This is a genomic window from Caballeronia sp. ATUFL_M2_KS44 (assembly GCF_023630965.1).
Lineage (GTDB): Bacteria > Pseudomonadota > Gammaproteobacteria > Burkholderiales > Burkholderiaceae > Caballeronia > Caballeronia concitans.
This window is the reverse complement of the sequence record NZ_JALQEA010000062.1, coordinates 1-17689: the sequence shown is the minus strand read 5'-3', so window position 1 is coordinate 17689 and position 17689 is coordinate 1. Positions and strand designations below refer to the sequence as shown.

At 63.9% G+C, this 17689-nt stretch carries 14 protein-coding genes; 6 read left to right on the top strand and 8 right to left on the bottom strand.

All coding sequences use genetic code 11. The features are described from left to right. Positions 1-25 precede the first annotated feature (25 nt). Entirely contained in the window at positions 26-697 is a 672-nt protein-coding gene (locus NCR39_RS26455; protein WP_250455435.1) for a 4'-phosphopantetheinyl transferase family protein, read from the bottom strand. A gap of 294 nt (positions 698-991) precedes the next feature. On the opposite strand from NCR39_RS26455, the gene fae reads away from it, so the two are divergent. From fae to NCR39_RS26435, 4 genes are all read left to right on the top strand, one after another. Further along, positions 992-1501: a formaldehyde-activating enzyme gene (fae, locus tag NCR39_RS26450; RefSeq protein ID WP_250455433.1), complete on the top strand. Its 510-nt coding sequence runs from the start codon at positions 992-994 to the stop codon at positions 1499-1501. A gap of 12 nt (positions 1502-1513) precedes the next feature. Then, positions 1514-2551 (top strand): aldo/keto reductase, encoded by a 1038-nt coding sequence (locus tag NCR39_RS26445; RefSeq protein WP_250455432.1) that lies wholly within the window; start codon positions 1514-1516, stop codon positions 2549-2551. Continuing rightward, positions 2548-3996 carry an NAD-dependent succinate-semialdehyde dehydrogenase gene (locus NCR39_RS26440; protein ID WP_250455429.1) on the top strand — a complete coding sequence of 483 codons (1449 nt, stop codon included), beginning with the start codon at positions 2548-2550 and terminating at the stop codon, positions 3994-3996. The genes NCR39_RS26445 and NCR39_RS26440 overlap by 4 nt, the downstream gene beginning before the upstream one ends. A gap of 75 nt (positions 3997-4071) precedes the next feature. Continuing rightward, positions 4072-5448 carry an MFS transporter gene (locus NCR39_RS26435; protein WP_250455426.1) on the top strand — a complete coding sequence of 459 codons (1377 nt, stop codon included), beginning with the start codon at positions 4072-4074 and terminating at the stop codon, positions 5446-5448. Between the two features lie 52 nt (positions 5449-5500). Here the strand turns inward: NCR39_RS26435 and NCR39_RS26430 are convergent, their stop codons facing one another. The 7 genes from NCR39_RS26430 to aldA all read right to left on the bottom strand — a co-directional run bounded on the left by NCR39_RS26430 (position 5501) and on the right by aldA (position 15767). Continuing rightward, complete coding sequence (locus NCR39_RS26430) at positions 5501-7774, bottom strand: multicopper oxidase family protein (protein ID WP_250455425.1); 2274 nt, start codon at positions 7772-7774, stop codon at positions 5501-5503. Between the two features lie 279 nt (positions 7775-8053). Further along, entirely contained in the window at positions 8054-8935 is an 882-nt protein-coding gene (locus NCR39_RS26425) for a LysR substrate-binding domain-containing protein (RefSeq protein WP_250455424.1), read from the bottom strand. A gap of 3 nt (positions 8936-8938) precedes the next feature. Further along, on the bottom strand, positions 8939-9850 hold the full coding sequence (locus NCR39_RS26420) for a LysR substrate-binding domain-containing protein (protein ID WP_250455899.1): 912 nt from the start codon (positions 9848-9850) through the stop codon (positions 8939-8941). A gap of 197 nt (positions 9851-10047) precedes the next feature. Further along, positions 10048-11697: a GMC family oxidoreductase gene (locus tag NCR39_RS26415; RefSeq protein ID WP_250455421.1), complete on the bottom strand. Its 1650-nt coding sequence runs from the start codon at positions 11695-11697 to the stop codon at positions 10048-10050. A 29-nt stretch (positions 11698-11726) separates the two neighbouring features. Beyond that, a complete protein-coding gene (locus NCR39_RS26410; RefSeq protein ID WP_250455419.1) occupies positions 11727-12944 on the bottom strand; it encodes a mandelate racemase/muconate lactonizing enzyme family protein in 1218 nt (405 codons plus the stop codon). Next, entirely contained in the window at positions 12941-14245 is a 1305-nt protein-coding gene (locus tag NCR39_RS26405; RefSeq protein WP_250455417.1) for an MFS transporter, read from the bottom strand. The genes NCR39_RS26410 and NCR39_RS26405 overlap by 4 nt, the downstream gene beginning before the upstream one ends. Before the next feature lie 97 nt (positions 14246-14342). After that, the gene (gene aldA, locus NCR39_RS26400; protein WP_250455415.1) at positions 14343-15767 is read right to left on the bottom strand and encodes an aldehyde dehydrogenase; all 1425 of its coding nucleotides are present in this window, start codon (positions 15765-15767) and stop codon (positions 14343-14345) included. A gap of 357 nt (positions 15768-16124) precedes the next feature. Here aldA and NCR39_RS26395 point away from each other — a divergent pair, with 357 nt between their 5' ends. Together NCR39_RS26395 and NCR39_RS26390 are read left to right on the top strand one after the other, a co-directional pair. Next, positions 16125-17099: a hypothetical protein gene (locus NCR39_RS26395; RefSeq protein WP_250455413.1), complete on the top strand. Its 975-nt coding sequence runs from the start codon at positions 16125-16127 to the stop codon at positions 17097-17099. 7 nt (positions 17100-17106) lie between these two features. Then, complete coding sequence (locus NCR39_RS26390; protein ID WP_250455411.1) at positions 17107-17487, top strand: hypothetical protein; 381 nt, start codon at positions 17107-17109, stop codon at positions 17485-17487. Positions 17488-17689 lie beyond the last annotated feature (202 nt).

Sequence of the window (17689 nt, the reverse complement as noted above, 5' to 3'; positions counted from 1 at the left end):
CGGCGAGAGATCGATAAGGCCGCGTTCAGCGCGGGCCGGCGCCTTCCGCCGACCGGTCCCAGCCGAACGCCTGCACGCCCGTCACCGGCTGATCCACGGCGACGACGCCGCAAATTTCGCCGGGCATCGGCAGCACGAGCCCATGCCACGACGACGCCGCCGATTCCGCGCCCGCCTCGCCGCGCTCGGCGCGCGCTTTCGCGCGGCGCGCTGCCTCCGCGATTGCGGCAGGCGCGCCCTGCACGCCCGGCGCTTCGATGCTGAGGCCAATACCCACGTTCGCCGCCGCCACCGCGACCACGATCCAGATGCCCGAGTACGACACATCGACGCCCAGACTGCGTTCGCCGCTCGCGTCGCGGACGACGAGGCGTTCGTCCGGCGCATCTTCCACGCGCACTTCCTGCGGGCGGCACGCGAACATCTGCGATACGACGAGCCGCAGCGTCGCGCGCGCGACGCCGAAGCGCCGGCCGATCGATGAGTTCGGATAGAGCCGCGCCCGCCTGCGTTCGGCGATGCTGAGCCAGCTGCCGATATTCGACGCCGACGCAAAGCGGAATTCGCTCGTGACGAGCCACAGACAGACTTCGCCCTTTTCGGGCACGCGGTCGACGGTGCGCGACTTGGCGAGATCGTGGAAATGCCAGGGCAGCTTGTCCGCCAGTTCGAGCGGAAACCCGGTGGAGTCGTCCATCACGAATTCGATTCCTGTGAAACGGCGGCTTCACACGGCATGGCGGCGCTCCTTGCGGTTATTTTGGCGTTGTGCGTCCCGAGCGGGCAAAGGACGATTTTCCGAAGCCAATCCTTAACAAATGCTTAGGAGCATCGGAAAAGTCGGAAATCGCTTGCGGAGAAGCCCTTACGGGTCATCCCGGAGTTGATCGCATCTCACACCCGCCTTCAAAAATCCTCGATTCCTTGGCCGCGAAACGCCGCCGCAGAATGCCGCATCCACCATCCGGCGGAACGACAAAGGAACGAGTCAATGCAGAAGAATCTGTTCATCGGTGAAGGCTTCGAAGGACCGGGCGTGAACCTCGCCCATATCAACGTGCTGGTCGGGCCGCGCAACGGCCCCGCCGGTCAGGCATTCGCGACCGCGCTCGCGACGCCCTCGGCGGGACATGCGCCGTTCGTCGTCATCGCGCAGCCGGGCGTGCCGACCAAGCCGCTCACGCTCTATGTGAACAAGGCGCAGATCGAAGGCGACTTCCACGGCAATGCGACGTGGGGCGCGTCGCAGGCGGGCATCGCGAAGGCGGTGGCCGAATCGCTCGAAAACGGCACGCTGCCGCCCGAAGCGGAGAACGACTGGGTCGTCGTGACGGCGAACTGGGTCAACCCGAAGACCGACGATCTCGACGCCGTCTTCGAGAACAACTATCGCGCGTGCAGGAACGCGATCGTCGCCGCGATGGAAGGCCTGCCGCGCAAGGAAGCCGTGTTCGCCGCCGCTCGCGACGTGTCGAATCCGTTCTACACGCCCAAGAAGTAAGGAGACGACGACATGGAATACGTGCGCCTCGGCCAGTCGGGCCTCAAGGTTTCGCGCCTGTGTCTCGGCACGATGAACATGGGCACGCCGCAATGGAAGCCGTGGATTTTCGATGAAGCGCAAAGCGAGCCGATCGTGAAGCACGCGCTCGATCGCGGCGTGAACTTCATCGACCTCGCCGATTTCTATTCGACGGGCGTCGGCGAAGAAGTCGTCGGCCGCATCCTGAAGCGGCTCGTGCGGCGGGAAGAGATTGTCGTGACGACGAAGGTCGGTTACGACATGGCGAACACGCCGAACGCGGGCGGCCATTCGCGCAAGCACATCATGGATGGCATCGACGCGTCGCTCAAGCGGCTCGACATGGATTACGTCGATGTCTACATGCTGCATTTCTTCGACGTGAACACGCCCGTCGAAGAGACGATGCACGCGCTCGACGACATCGTGCGCGCGGGCAAGGCGCGTTACATCGGCGTATCGACGATGACCACGTGGCAGTTCGCGAAGATCATGCAGGCATGCGAGCGCCATGGCTGGCACAAGCCGATCAACATGCAACTGCAACTGAACGCCGCCTACCGCGAGGAAGAGCGGGAGATGATTCCGTATTGCATCGATCAGGGCGTGGGCGTGTCCGTGTTCAGTCCGCTCGCGCGCGGCCTGCTCACGTGCGACGAAAAATCCACGCGCAATCAGACCGATTTCTTCACGGCGCAAATGTACGGCGACCGCGCATCGCGGGAGATCGCGGCATCGGTGGCGCGCGTGGCGGCGCGGCGCGGCGTATCGGCGGCGCAGATCGCGCAGGCGTGGGTGCTCGGGCGTCCCGGCATTTCGAGCATGCTGGTCGGCGCGGACAACGCCGCGCAGTTCGACAGCGCGCTCGCCGCGCTCGGCACGAAGCTCGACGCGGAAGAACTGCACGAGATCGAGCGCAACTACACGCCGTGCGATCTCATCAACGATTACACGGCGGGCCAGCGCATCGCGCGGGAGCCGCGTGCCGCCGAAGGCGTGTTCGCGGGCCAACTGGAGCGCGCGGCATGATCGATCTCCTGAAAACGGGTCATTACATCGACGGCAAATGGCGCGAGAGCGCCGACACTGCCGCGACGTACGCCGTCCGCAATCCCGCGACGGGCGAAGTGATCGCCAACGTCGCGCGGGGCGGCGCAACGGAAACGCAGCTCGCCATCGATGCCGCGAAGAAAGCGTTCCCCGCGTGGCGCGCATTGAGCGCGAAGGAACGCGGCGCGCGCGTGAAGCGCTGGGGCGAGCTGATGATCGCGCATCGCGAGGCGCTCGGCACGCTGCTCACGCGCGAGCAAGGCAAGCCGCTCGCGGAAGCCTTCGGCGAAGTGGCCTACGCGGCGAGCTTCTTCGAATGGTTCGCGGAAGAAGCGAAACGCAGCTACGGCGACGTGATTCCGAGCCCGAAGCCGAACTCGAAGATCATCGTGACGCGCGAGCCGGTGGGCGTCGTCGCGGCCATCACGCCGTGGAATTTCCCGCTCGCGATGATCACGCGCAAAGCCGGCCCCGCGCTCGCGGCGGGCTGCACGATGGTGCTGAAGCCATCGGAAGAGACGCCGCTGTCGGCGTTCGCCCTCGCGGTGCTCGCGGAACAGGCGGGCATTCCGCCCGGTGTGTTCAACATCGTTTCCGGCGACGCCACGGCCATCGGCGCGACGCTCACGGAATCGCACGACGTGCGCAAGCTGTCGTTCACCGGATCGACGCGCGTCGGCAAGCTGCTCGCGAAGCAATCGGCGGATACGCTCAAGAAGCTGTCGCTCGAACTCGGCGGCAACGCGCCGTTCATCGTCTTCGATGACGCCGATATCGACGCCGCCGTGGAAGGTGCGATCGCGTCGAAGTTCCGCAACACGGGGCAGACGTGCGTGTGCGTGAATCGCTTCTACGTGCAGGACGGCGTCTACGACGCCTTCACGCAAGCGCTCACGCGCGCGGTGCACAAGCTGCGGGTCGGGAACGGGCTGCAGGGCGCGTTCGAACAGGGGCCGCTCATCAACGAGGCCGCGCTGAAGAAAGTGCAAGCCCATGTCGCCGATGCCGTGCAGAAAGGCGCCAAGGTGCTGACGGGCGGCAAGCCGCACGCGCTCGGCGGCACCTTCTACGAGCCGACCGTGCTCTCGGACGCATCGCCTTCCATGCTCATCGCCGATGAAGAAACCTTCGGGCCGGTCGCGGCGTGCTTTCGCTTCGCGACGGAAGACGACGTCATCCGCGCCGCCAACGACACGCCCTACGGCCTGTCCGCGTACTTCTACACGCGCGATCTGGGCCGCGCGTGGCGTGTCGCGGATGCGCTCGAAAGCGGCATGGTCGGCATCAACGAAGGAATCATCTCGACCGAAGTCGCGCCGTTCGGCGGCGTGAAGCAATCGGGGCTGGGCCGCGAAGGATCGAAGTACGGACTCGATGAATACACCGAGCTCAAGTACATGATGATGGCGGGCCTCGGCCGCTGAACTCGCGCGAGCGGTCATGCGCGGCGCACCGGATGCACGGTGCGCCGCATCAAGAAAGATGTGGAGGAGAAACCCATGGATACCCAAAGCCTGAGCCCGCACGCGCTCGCGCCGCGCGCCGCCGCGCCCGCCGATGCGCCGTCGAACCGCGTCATGCTCGACGACGTTCCGCTCAACCGCTTTCACGTGAAGATCGCGGGCCTCACGTTCGGCGCGCATTTCACCGAAGGCTATGCGCTCGGCACCATCAGCTACGCGCTCGCGTCGCTGAACCGCCAGATTCCGCTCGATGCGTTCTGGACCGGCCTGCTCGGATCGTCGGCGCTCATCGGCATCTTTCTGGGCAGCCTCGTGTTCGGCTGGCTCTCGGACAAGCTCGGCCGCCAGAAGATCTTTCTGCTGAGCTTCATCATCATCACGGCGGCGGCCTTCGCGCAGTTCTACGCGGCGACGCCCGCCATGCTCGTCGCGTTGCGCGTGCTGATCGGCTTCGGCATGGGCGGCGACTTCGCGGTGGGCCACGCGATTCTCGCGGAGTTCTCGCCGCGCAAGCATCGCGGAACGCTGCTCGGATCGTTCAGCGTGATATGGACCATCGGCTATGTGATCGCGAACGTGCTCGGCATGCATTACGCCGAGGCGTCGCCGGACGCGTGGCGCTGGCTGCTCGCGTCCGCGGGCGTTCCCGCGCTGCTCGTGCTCGTGCTGCGCATCGGCACGCCGGAGTCGCCGCGCTGGCTGCTCGGACAGGGCCGCGCCGACGAAGCGCTTCGCATCGTGCGCAAGTACTTCGGTCCGAACGTCGCGCTCGAAGCCGATAACGGCGAGCACTTCGCGCCCGCGGGCGGCTTCACGCGTCTCTTCAAGCCGGACCTGATTCGCCGCACCGTCTTCAATTGCGCGTTCTTCGTGTGCCTCGTGATTCCCTACTTCGCGATCTACACGTTCCTGCCGAGCATTCTTTCCGCGATCCATCTCGACCAGGGTTCGCGCGCCGATCTGCTGCTGAACGGCTTTCTCGTGCTGGGCGCGCTGCTCGGCATCTGGCTGACGATCAAGCTCTCGCGCCGCGCGTTCCTCATCGGATCGTTCGCGGTCACGTGCCTGTCGCTGCTGGCGCTGGCGGTGCTGCCGTCATCGGCGAATGTGGCGATGATCGTCGCGTTCGGTCTCTTCACGCTGACGATGTCGGCGTTCTCGAATCTCGTCGGCGTGTTTCCGCCCGAATGTTTCCCGACGGAAGCGCGCGCGTGCGGCGTCGGCCTCGCCATTGCGTGCAGCCGGCTCGGATCGGCCATCGGCACGTTCCTGCTGCCGCTCGGCATCGCGCAGGCCGGCGTTCAGATGACGATGCTCGCGCTCGCCGCCGTGCTGCTGATCGGCCTCGTCGTCTCCGTTGCGTGGGCGCCGGAGACCAAGCATCTGACGCTGAACGAAGCCAGCGGCGCATGAAGAAACGCGTCCCTCGTTCAGGAGCGAGGGACGCGTCGGTGAACCGCCGGCATCAACGCCGCGCGTAATCCTTTGCGGTACAAAGCGATGCCTCGAGCGCGAGCGTCGCCTCATCGCGGCCCGCGAGCTTCGCGAACCAGCGGCTCGCGTCCTTCGTCATCGCCGTGATCGGCGCGGTCACGCGGTTCAGATACGCGCTCGTCGAAGTCATGATCTTCACGTTTTCCATCATGCCGCGGTCCTCGTGATCGAGGATATGACAGTGCATCACGAACTCGCCGGTGAAGTCCTGATAGACGGTGCGCATCGTGAGCGTGTAGCCGGCTTTCAGGAACAGCGTGTCGCGTATCACGCCCTGCAGGTTGCAGTATTCGCTGTCGCTGCCTTCGGCGTCCGTGCATCCGCCATTGCCGTTGAAGATCGAGTCACCGTTTCCGTTCTTGATGTCCATGATCTTGAACGGATTCGTATGGATGTGGAACACGTGCGTCGCGAGGGCGGACGCCGAGACGTTCCACTGGTCGATATTGCCGAGTATGCCCGTGTACCCGACCTCGTCGGGGTTGTACGGCTTGCCGCTGATCAGGAAGAGCGCCGGCTGGGGCTGCGGCTGCGGCACGATCTGAAACTGCTTTTCAACGATGTTCGCCACCTTGCCATCGACGGGAATGGTCGGCGCGAACGCGCGCAGCGTCAGCGATTGCAGATCCGACTTCGCCGGTTGCGCGAGTGTCGGATTGGCCGCGACGAGTTGATCGCGAATGTACTGCCAGTACCGCGAGTGATTGCCGACCGTCGTGTTCGGAATATTGACGCCCGGGCCCACGCGCGCCAGCGACAGCAGCCGGCGGTCCTTCGCCTTCGTCGCGTTGGTGCGGAAGTTGATGGTCGCGGAGGCGTCGGCGGCTTCGTCGAGAATGCAGTACAGACCCGGCGACGGAAACGCCACGAGCACGTCGCTGCGGTAGCCGGGGTTCATCGTGTTGACGTCCTTCTCGACCATCGCGGACATAGTGATGCCGTCCTCGGCGAACTCCAGCTGCTTCACGGTTTCGCCGCTGCATAGCCGATCCAGCGTCGTGGTCTGCGACGCCTTCGTGTTGTCCTTCGCGAGCGCGTTCGCCGCCGTCGTGGTCGCGGTGTTCACTTGCGCGGCCGACAGCGACTGCGAATCGGCAAGACCGAGCGCCGACAGATTCGCGCGCACGATCTTCACGTTGATGGTGTCGCGATTGCCGCCGTGCACCATGCGCAGACGGCGAATCTCGCCGGCCGGCACATACGTCGCCGCGCTCGGAAATACCGGCTGCACGACGCCGTTGATCTGCGTATAGCGGCCCGAGATGATCCACGTCGAATTCAGTTGGCCCGTGTGACCCGGCCTCGGGTCGGGGATGAACGAAAGCTGGTTCGTATAGCCGCGAATCTGGCCCGTGCTGCTGCCCTTCGGACAGATCCATTCGAACGTCGCCGGATCGGCGAGCGGCTTGTCGGACGTCGAATCGCCGAAGCAACCGTATTCGATCTGCTGGAACAGCATCACGTGCTCGCGCACCGGCAGCGACAGCACCAGAAAGCGGCGACGCAGGATCGTATCGATATCCGCGCCGCCGTTCGTCATGCCCGCCTTCGCCTGCCGCGAGCCGCGCACGATCAGCACGCCCGCCATGCCGCTCGCCACGTCGATCGCGGTCGAACCATGCAGATGCGCGTGATACCAGAACGTGCCGGACGGATGATCGGGCGGGAGCTTGTAGCTGTAGTTCTGCACGGTGCCGGGGTAGACCGTCATCAGCACGTTATCCGAATTGCCCGACGGCGAAATGTGGAACCCGTGCGTATGAATGTTCGTATTGTTGTAGCACTTCGGCGTCGTGTGGTCGGCGGGGCCGGGGCAGTTGGCGGTCGGATCGGTGGCGGAGAGCGTGTTGTTTAGCGTGAGCTTCAGCGTCGCGCCGGGCTTGATGCTGATCGTCGGGCCGGAAGGACATCCGTTATACGAGCGCAGCGTGACGGAATCGAACGAATCCGTCGAAGGATTGTAGATGCGGTAGTTGCCCATCTGCACTTTCAGCATGATGGACGCGGAATTGCCCGACGGATTCAATCCCGCCACGCATTGCAGGCGCTGAAGCACGGACAGGAGACTTCCCGGCGTGGCGACGGCCGAGTTGTCGGCGGAAGCGTCGGATGCGTCGCTCAGGTCGTCGAAGGAACGCGCGGTTAGCGACGCGGTGCTTTGTGCAACGCCGGGTGCAGGGATCAGCATCAACGCGAGCAGCATGACCAACCCCGTGCTGACGACCATGCGAATGGGCCTTTTCATTTCGTCTCCTTGCACCGTGCTTAGTGTTAGTTCGCCGCAAGATGACATTAGGAGATCAGAAACCGTCACGTATCCCTAAACGATTCTCATGTGTGCGATATCGCACACGCACATTTCCAGGCCACGTCGACGACCGTGCGGCCTGCAAAATCTTCCGGTTCGAGGAGAGCGAGAGCGAGGACGAAAGCGATGTTCTGGCGTGCGCTGGCACCGTTCTTTCCGTCGATGTCGTTCGGACTGCGAGACAGTGGAACGAAACGCTTGAAGCACCGCGATGCGTCAGCGCTGCACCGCTTTCGCGCCTTCGCCGCGCAGCCATTCGGCGAACGCCTGTACGCAGTCAGACGCCGCATGCGCCGATGCGATATCGAGCCAGTATCCATACGGCCCGTTCGATTCCACCGCCGACAGTTGCACGAGCGAACCTTCGTGCAGTTCGTCCGCGATCATGTTGCTGTCCACGACGGCGAGTCCGGTGCCCGCGCGCGCGGCGTGAATGGCCTGATCGAGCGTCGAGAATTCGATGCCGTTGTCCGCGCAAGCGCGAGGCAGGCCCGCTGCGTCGAGCCAGTTCGGCCATAGCGTGAGGCGCGCATCGTTGTGCAGGACGTGAAGCGCGGGCAGGCGCGCGAGCAGCGATTCGACGGGCTGGCCCGCGAACCTCATCGCGCCGACCAGAACGTGCCGTTCGATGAACAGCAATTCGGAACGATGATCCGCGCGCGCCTCATAACCGAAACGGATGCAGCATTGACGCTCCTCCGTCGAGTCCGTGCGCACCGAAAGCACGATGTCAGGCACCGCGTCCATCAACGAGCCTAAGCGCGGCGACAGCCAGCGTGTGGCGAAGGTGGGCGGCGCGCAGATCGTAAGACGTTTGCGCGTGGTGTTTTTCGCGGCCGATAGCGCGCGCGTCACGCGCTCGATGGAATCGAACGCTTCGGACACGCATGCCAGCAGTTCCACGCCTTGCGCGGTCAGGCGGATGCCCTTGTGATCGCGGTCGAAGAGCTTCGTGCCGAGCGCGTCTTCGAGCAGGCGAATCTGGCGGCTCACCGCGCCCGGCGTCACGCACAACGCAGCCGCCGACTGGTTGAAGCTCATATGGCGGGCGCTTTCTTCGAAAAACCGCAGCGCGGTCAGCGACGGCAGGCGGCGCACGGCTTACCTGCGCGAGCGCTTGCGCGCTTTCGCCTCGACCTGGCCTTGCAGCCATTCGCGAAAGAGCGCGACTTGCGGCGCGTCCTGCTGCCCGGTGCGCGTGACGAACCAGTAAGACTGATGCCCGTCGACTTCGACATCGAGCAAAGGCACGAGCGCGCGGCTCTGCAATTCAGGCGCGATCATGTGACGATCCGCGATCGTGACGCCGAGGCCATCGACAGCCGCGCGAATGGCATGATCGAGCAGATCGAATTCGTAGCCGCCGCCGAGATCGACATCGTCGATTTGCGCGGCCTTGAGCCAGTGCTGCCATGTGAGATAGCGCTGGTCGCTACTCGCGAGCACGTGCAGCAGCGTGAACGCCGTCAGATCGACGCCGCCTTGCGATGCCGCGTGTTCGCCGAGCAGCGCGGGCGCGCATACGGCGATATGCCGCTCGTTCATCAGAAGCTGATTGTCGAGGCCGTCCCATTCGCCGTTGCCGAAGCGGATCGCGCAATCGAGCGCGCCGGATTCGACAAGATTGTCCTTGAGGCTCGTCGTCAGCGTGATCTGCAATTCCGGCGCGGTCTCGCGCAGCGATTGCAGGCGCGGCATCAGCCAGCGGCTCGTGAACGTGGGCGGCGCGTTGATGCGCAGCCGCCTGAGATGGCTTTTTTCCTGGATGCTGCGCGCCGTCAGTTCGATGCCGTCGAAAGACATCTTGAGCGCCTGCAACAGCAGCCGCCCGGTGGGCGTGAGTTCGAGATGATGATGCCGGCGCAGCAGCAGCGTTTCGCCGAGCTGCGTTTCGAGCTGGCGAACCTGACGGCTCACCGCGCTCTGCGTGACATGCAGCACGGCGGCCGCGCGCGTGAAACTGCCCGTATGTCCGGCGACTTCGAACGCCCTGAGCGCATTCAGGGCGGGCATCTTTCGCTTCAAGTCGTGTCTCCTTTCGGCCGGAGCAACGCCTCATTGCGCGGCTCCGGTCAGTCTGCGGTGCGAGCGGTTTATCACGCTCCTCGCGGCTCTGGTGGCCGCGTCGGGCAGCATTTTACGAATCGAGGCAAATTATGCCGGTCGCTGTCGCCGGATCGCCGGGCCTGGCTTGGCCCGGCCGGATTGCGTCAGGCCGTCGCCGGTTCGCCCGCTTCGGCCGCGTGCGCACGCGCGTCTTCGAGAATCATGTCGGCGCCTTTTTCCGCGACCATCATGGTCGGTGCATTGAGATTGCCCGACGTGATGTTCGGAAAGATCGACGCATCCACGATCCGCAAGCCCGTCACGCCGTGCACGCGCAGCCGGTCATCGACGACGGCGGTGCGCGCATCCGGACCCATCGCGCAGGAACCGCACAGGTGGTAGATCGAGCCCGACTGGTCGCGGAAATACGCGAGCATCGCTTCGTCGCTCTTCACGTTCGGACCCGGCGAGATTTCCTCGGCGGTGATGCGGCGCAGCGCGTCCGTGTTCATGATGCGGCGGATCAGCTTGCTGCCCTGCACCGCTTCGCGCAGATCCTTCTCCGTCGTCAGCGCGTTGATGCGAATCTTCGCGGCGTCTTCCGCACGCTTCGACGCGATCTCGATCGATCCACGGCTCGTCGGTCGGCACGGGTTGAAGCACAGCAGAAAGCCCGAGTACGGTTCCGGTTCGAGCTGCGCCTTGCTGCTCTTCGGAATGCGATACGACAGCGGGTTGAAATACAGCTGCAGATTCGGCTCGGTCTCGCGGGCATCGCCCTTGAAGAAGCCGCCCGCCTGATTGACGCTCATCGCGAGCGGCCCTTTGCGCGTCAGCAGATATTGCAGGCCGACCTTCAGCTTGCCGATGAGCGAACGCAGTTCGTCGTTGAGCGTCTTCACCGTCGCACGATAGTAGAAGCTCACGCACAAGTGATCCTGCAGATTCTTGCCGACCGCGGGCAGCTCATGCACGAGCGCGATGTCGTGCTGTGCGAGCAGCGCGGCGTCGCCGATACCGGAAAGCTGCATGAGCTTCGGCGAATCGACCGCGCCCGCCGACAGAATCACTTCGCGCGCCGCGCCGAAGCGTAGCGTCTCGCCGCCGCGCGATGCGATCACGCCGACCGCGCGCTTGTTGTCATCGAACATCACGCGGCGCACGGTCACGTTGCGCTCGATACGCAGATTCTTGCGCCCCAGCGCCGGATGCAGATACTCGAAGCTGCTCGACGAGCGCTGCCCGTTGCGCGCGTTGACATCGTAGACGCCGGCGCCTTCGAAACGCGGGCCGTTGAAGTCGTCGGTCAGCGGAAAGCCGGCCTGCTCCGCGCCTTGCAAGAAGCGCTGGCAGATGGGATGCGCGGCGTCTTTCATCGGCGCAATGCTGATCTTGCCCTTCGCGCCGTGATACTCGGTCTCGCCGAGCGGATGCGATTCGAGCCGGCGGAAATACGGCAGCACGTCGCGAAAGCCCCAGCCGCGATTGCCCGCGCGCGCCCAGTCGTCGAAGTCGTGCGGCTGGCCGCGCACGTAGATCATCGCGTTGATGGAGCCGGAGCCGCCCTGCACCTTGCCGCGCGGACAATACAGCGAGCGGCCGTTGAGTTGCGGCTCGGGCTCGCTGTAGTACATCCAGTTGTATTCGGGGTTGTAGTAGGTCTTGGTGAAGCCCACCGGAATCTTGAACCAGAACGACGCGTCCTCGCCGCCCGCTTCGAGCAGCAGCACCGAATGCTGTCCCGACTCGGAAAGCCTGTCCGCGAGAATGCAGCCCGCCGATCCCGCGCCGACGATGATGTAATCGAAGTCCATGTCTTATTGACGATTCATGTTGTGTTGCGTCAGCCCTTGGCCGGCGCGAGGTCCTTGACGTCGAACGGCTTCGACGCCATCTGCAGATGCAGGCGATCGCCCGTGTAAGGCGTATGCGCGTGCACGACATCCATGTTCAGTTCGACGCCCAGCCCCGGCTCGCGCGACGGAATGATGTAGCCGTCTTCCCAGCGAATCGGCGTCTTGAGCACTTCGGCATGAAAGCCGTCCCACGTGCCGATGCTTTCCTGAATCAGGAAGTTCGGCGAGCACGCCGCGATCTGGACGCTCGCCGCCGCGCCGACCGGACCGTTGTAGAGATGCGGCGCGATCTGCGCGTAATAAACTTCCGCGAGGCTCGCGATCTTCTTCGCTTCGAGCAGGCCGCCCACGCGCCCCACGTTGAATTGCAGGATCGACGCCGCGCGCGCTTCGAGCAGCCTGAAGAACTCGTACTTCGTCGTGAGCCGCTCGCCCGCCGCAATCGGAATGCTCGTTTTGGCCGCGACTTGCGCCATCGCGGATTCCTGTCCCGGTGGTACGGGCTCTTCGAACCACAGCGGATCGAATTTTTCGAGGCGCTGCGCAAGACGGATCGCGGATGAAGGCACCATCTGCCCGTGCGTGCCGAAGAGCAGATCGGCCTTGCTGCCGACCGCTTCGCGCACCTTGCGGCAGAACGTTTCGCAGCGGTCCATCACGTCGAGCGAAATCTGATGGCCCGAGTACGCGGTATAGGGACCGGCCGGATCGAACTTCACCGCCGTGAAGCCGAGCGCGACGTTATGCGCGGCGCATTCGGCGGCGAGATCGGGATCGTCGTAGTCGTATTCGCCGCGGCTGTTCTTCGGATAGAGATACGTGTACGAGCGCAGCCGTTCATGCACGCGGCCGCCGAGCAGTTCGTACACCGGCTTGCCCGCCGCCTTGCCGATGATGTCCCAGCACGCCATTTCCAGGCCGCTCACCACGCCCATCATCGTGAGATCGGGGCGCTGCGTGAAGCCGCTCGAATACGCCTCGCGATAGAAGCGCTCGACGTGATGCGGATCGTGCCCGAGCAGATAGCGCTCGAATACGTCGTCGATGACGGGCGCCATTGCTTTCGGATGGAACGTCGCCGAATAAATCTCGCCGACGCCTTCGATGCCGCAATCCGTGCGCAGCTTCACGAAGATCCAGTACATGCCGCCGATATGCGGCGGCGGGACGGCGACGACATACGTTTCCAGCGCGGCGATTTTCATTGTTGCGCTCCCTGGCGATTGATCCTGTGTTTGAAGACGAGCCCCGCGACGCCGCCCAGCGCGGCCATGCACGCGACGTAACCGAAATACATCTGATAGCCGAGCACGCCGGGATAGTTCTGCGTCAGATAGCCGTTCACGAGCGGCAGGAACGTGTCGGGCATATAGCCGAGCACGGAGACGAGGCCGATGGCGAGACCGGTCGTTTGCGCGGGCACCTTGCATTGATCGAGCAGCGACCAGTAGAGGCCGCGAATGGCGTACGTCATCACGCCGATGAAGAGCACGATCACCGCGACGAGCGCGTGGCTCGCGATGTTCGGCGCGGCGAGCAGCACGAGCAACGCGGCCGCCGCGCAGAAGAGCGCGGTCACGAGCACCGAGGTCTTCGAGAAGCGGTCGCCGAGAAAGCCGCCGCCGATGCCGCCGATGGGACGCATCCACAGCTTGAGCGTGGTGATCGCGCCCGCCGCGACCACCGACAGGCCGATCTCCTTCTCGTGCAGATATGCCGAGAAGCTATACGTCGCCCAGAAAACCTGATAGCCGCAGAAGACGATGGCCGCGAGCAGCAGCAGCTCGCGATTCTTCACGAGCGCGGCGAGGTCGCGCAGCACGTTGCTGTCCTTGCGCGCTTCCTGCGCCGTTCTGCCCGCTTGCGGATCGCGCACGAGCCCGAGCACCACGCCCAGGCCGATGCACAGAAACGCGTACAGATAGACGACGAGTTTGAAGCCCGCCGCCGTCGATTCGCCGCGCGTCTGCGTGACGTATGCGAAAAGCGCGATGGCGATGGTCGCGAGCATCGCTTCGATGAGACCGCGCCCGCCGTCGAGAAAGCCGAAGAAGCGGCCTTGCTCGTCGGCGGAGGCGATCATCGAGACGCGCTTGATGATGGCGGCCCAAAACGTGAGGCCGGTCGTGAGGCCCCATCCGCCGAAGATCACGACGAGCGAGGCGAACGACGGCGCCGTCGAATACCAGAGGCCGAGCGCGCCCGTCGCGATCAGCGAGAACGTGATGAGCAGGCGCGGCGCGATGCGGTCCGCGAGCCATCCGCTCGGCAGATAGCAAATGAGAAAGATGATGCCGAGCGCGGAATAGAGATAGCCGAGTTGCGCTTCGCTGATGTGGAAGACTTCGAGCATCGTCGGCTGATAGACCTGCCGCAGATACAGGATCGGATAGATCGCGCCCGCCGCGATCACGAGCAGCGCGAGCTGCAGATAACGGCTCGCGCGCGTGGTTTCGCGCGGCGCGGCGGCCGCGCCGGGGCCGGTTCGAGCTGGATTGGAAGACAAGGCAGTGCTCCTCGAAGGCGTGCCGGCCATGCGGCAGCGCCGCCCGGCCGGACCTTCCTGTGTTCTTGTGGTTGAGAAAAGAGAAAAGAAAGAGACGTCAGTACTTCATGACGACGAGACGCGTTTGCGTGAATTCGAGCATCCCGTGCTTGCCGTCGTCGCCGCCGATGCCCGAACGCTTCCAGCCTGCGTGGAAGCCCTGGTACGGATCGGCCGGCGTGCGGTTGATATAGAGTTCGCCCCCTTCGATGCCGTTGGCGACCTTCATCGCGTGGCGATAGTTCTCCGTGTACACCACGGACGACAGGCCGAACTGATGATCGTTGGCCATCGCGAGGGCGTCGTCGAGCGTGCTGTATGGAAGCACCGCGAGCACCGGCCCGAAGGTCTCTTCCTGCACGATCTCCATGTCCTGCCGGCAATTCGACAGCAGCGTCGGCGGATAGAAAAAGCCCTTGCGCGCAGGCACTTCGCCGCCGGTTTCGAGCTTCGCGCCGGCTTCGATCGCGCGGCGGACCATCGCGTGAACGCCGTCGCGCGATGCGCGGTTCACGAGCGGGCCCATGAAATTCGCGTCGTCGGCGCGGTCGCCGATCTGCTTCGCCAGCATCTGCGCCTTGAGCATGCCGACGAAGGCATCGTGGATGCTTTCGTGCACGTACACGCGCTCGATGGCCGTGCAAAGCTGCCCGCTGTGCGTGAGCTTCGACGCGACCAGTTCGCGCGCGGCCTTTTCAAGATCGGCATCCGGCTCGACGATGGCGGGCGTCTTGCCGCCGAGTTCCAGCGAAGGCTTCGCGATGTTCGCCTTGCAGTACTCCAGCACCTTGCGTCCGGCCGACACGCTGCCCGTGAGCGTGATCATGCCGACCGACGGATGCGTGCAGACGGCTTCGGCCGTCGCGTGATCCATCGAAAGAATATTGATGACGCCCGCCGGCAGCGCCGCGCGTTCGACGGCGCGCGCGAGTTCGAAAGCCGACAGCGGCGTGTTGTTGCTCGGACGCACGACGACCGCGTTCCCGGCGATGAGCGCGGGCGCGACCTTGCGCATTAGCGTGTAGATGGGGAAATTGAACGGGATGAGGCACGCGACCACGCCGATCGGCTCGCGATGCAGCACGAGGTTTTCATCGGGCGTATCGCTCGGAATGACTTCGCCTTCGATGCGGCGCGCCCATTCCGCGTGATAGCGCGTGATCTCGGCGGCATAGACGGCTTCGTTGGTCGCGTCGGCGACGCTCTTGCCCGACTCCATCGCCAGCGCCGCGCCGATACGAGCCGACGCCTCGACGATGGCATCCGCCAGACGACGCATGTGCGTTGCGCGCTCGGCGGCGGGCATCGCGCGCCAGCGTTTCTGCGCGGCGGCGGCGTGCGCGACGGCGGCGAGCGCTTCGTCGCGCGATGCGTTGCTCACGTGGCCGATCACCTCTTCGGTGGCCGGATTGAGGACGGCGGTGACGTCGCCGCTGGCGGGCTCGGTGAAACGGCCATTCACGAAATTGCGTTCTGACTTCATGCGTCTCGGTTCCTTCCTCATCGGTCGACGGGAGCGGCCCGCGACCTTTTGTCTCTTCGATGGCGGGCCATTCTTCCGCTTCTCGCACTGCAACGACAAGCGAAGAATTCGCTGGCCAAACATTCGAAAAACTCACGCTTGATCTGCGGCCAAATCCTTGGCGAACGGCATCGGTTGCAGGACAATCCGTCGGTGGCGTTTCTTTAGACGATGTCCTAAATATCGAGCGTCGAGATGCACGATGTCGGCTAACGGCGCTCCTGACCGCCCTACAAATTTTGACGCGACTGAGTCGTCACGCTAAACACTCACATCGAAATTCTGCCTCCCAAGCAGAACAAGGAGGCGAAAGCTCGTATGGCGTCTGGATTCGGCAAATGGCAACCGTCCTACAACACGTTGGACGTGCCGTTGAATATCGGCTGGCAATGCACGCTCGCCCCGCGTTTGCAATGTGGCACAGAGTTCTGGTTCCTCAAGGAGGACGCCCGTAAGGCGATTGAAGACGATCGGATTGCCTTCGATCGCTGCTTCCGGCCGAATCTCGACTTTCGAACGATTTCAGGCGGGCGAGCGCTGCTCACCATCCAGCGTTTCTTACAGACCTTCCTCCGTGTTGTGCATTGGGATCAACCAACGTCGAATGAGGAGGTCGAGCGAATCTTTCGCAAGGCGGTACGCGATGAAGTGCTGATTCCCGTAGTCAATCGGGAATGGCGCCTGGCGCCGCGCTTTGACGTGCCTCCCGACGCGCCGCAGCGCTGGCCGAAGCAGGCTGCCTTCCTCTACGCGCCGCGAGATCCCGAATACATTCCGATTCGTCAACGCGGCGGGGTGGCAGGCGGGGGATCGCCGGGAGGTGGCGGCCTTGGTGGAGTCGTGGCGAATTTCGGCGGGGCCGGCTCTCTTATGGATAGCGTCGGCGGGAGCACGGGCGGCAGTGGTGGCTTCGACTGGCTTGGCGCTGCTGAATCGGTTGCTGGGGCGGTGCTCGGCGGGTACGAGTCGGAGGCGGACGACGCGAGCTCATTGGCGATGAGTTTCACAGGCGACAACACGCCGCTCAGTGACGCTTCGCCATTCGAGTTCGAGTCGGAGACCGGGGACGAGTCCTTCGACATCGCGGGTATGAGTCAAATGAACGGCGACCCGTTTTCATGGATCGAAAGCGGCCCGGACGAAAAACAACAGTGGCGGATGTTCGGAGGAGACGGTGGGGCGGCCGTGGATATCGACTTCGACTCCCATCACGGACAACCGAATCCGCACGCGCATAACTGGGATGGCCTCAAACGCGATCAAGGCTGGCCCGTATCCATCTTTCCACGTTGAGGTTCAATTGACCGACATTCGCAAAACACTCGAATCGTTCGATTTCTTTCACGATTGGCACGTCGACGCTATCGCGCTGCACAGTGACAATGACCCTGACTGTCCGGACACGCTTGTACTGAGGCTGAGGCAAGTCAATCGTCGAGTGATCGTCACCTTCCGCGGTATGACGCGTCTCGGCATCGAAGGTGGTGGCACGGTCAATATCGTGCTGTCTCTTGAACCGGTAAAGCCCGGCACAGAGACTGAGCGATTGGCCGCGAAGCTCTTCGAGAACTCGTTGAAAGCCAAACGGACTGCCGACAACACAGTGATCCTGTATCCGACGGCCGGCTTCGCAATTGCGGTGGAATTCGATTCGCTCACCGTTGAAGCCGATGACCGATGATCGGTGAAGACCGTGTATGTCGCTCGATAAGCGCGTCTCGGTTCCTTCCTCATCGGTCGACGGGAGCGGCCCGCGACCTTTTGTCTCTTCGATGGCGGGCCATTCTTCCGCTTCTCGCACTGCAACGACAAGCGAAGAATTCGCTGGCCAAACATTCGAAAAACTCACGCTTGATCTGCGGCCAAATCCTTGGCGAACGGCA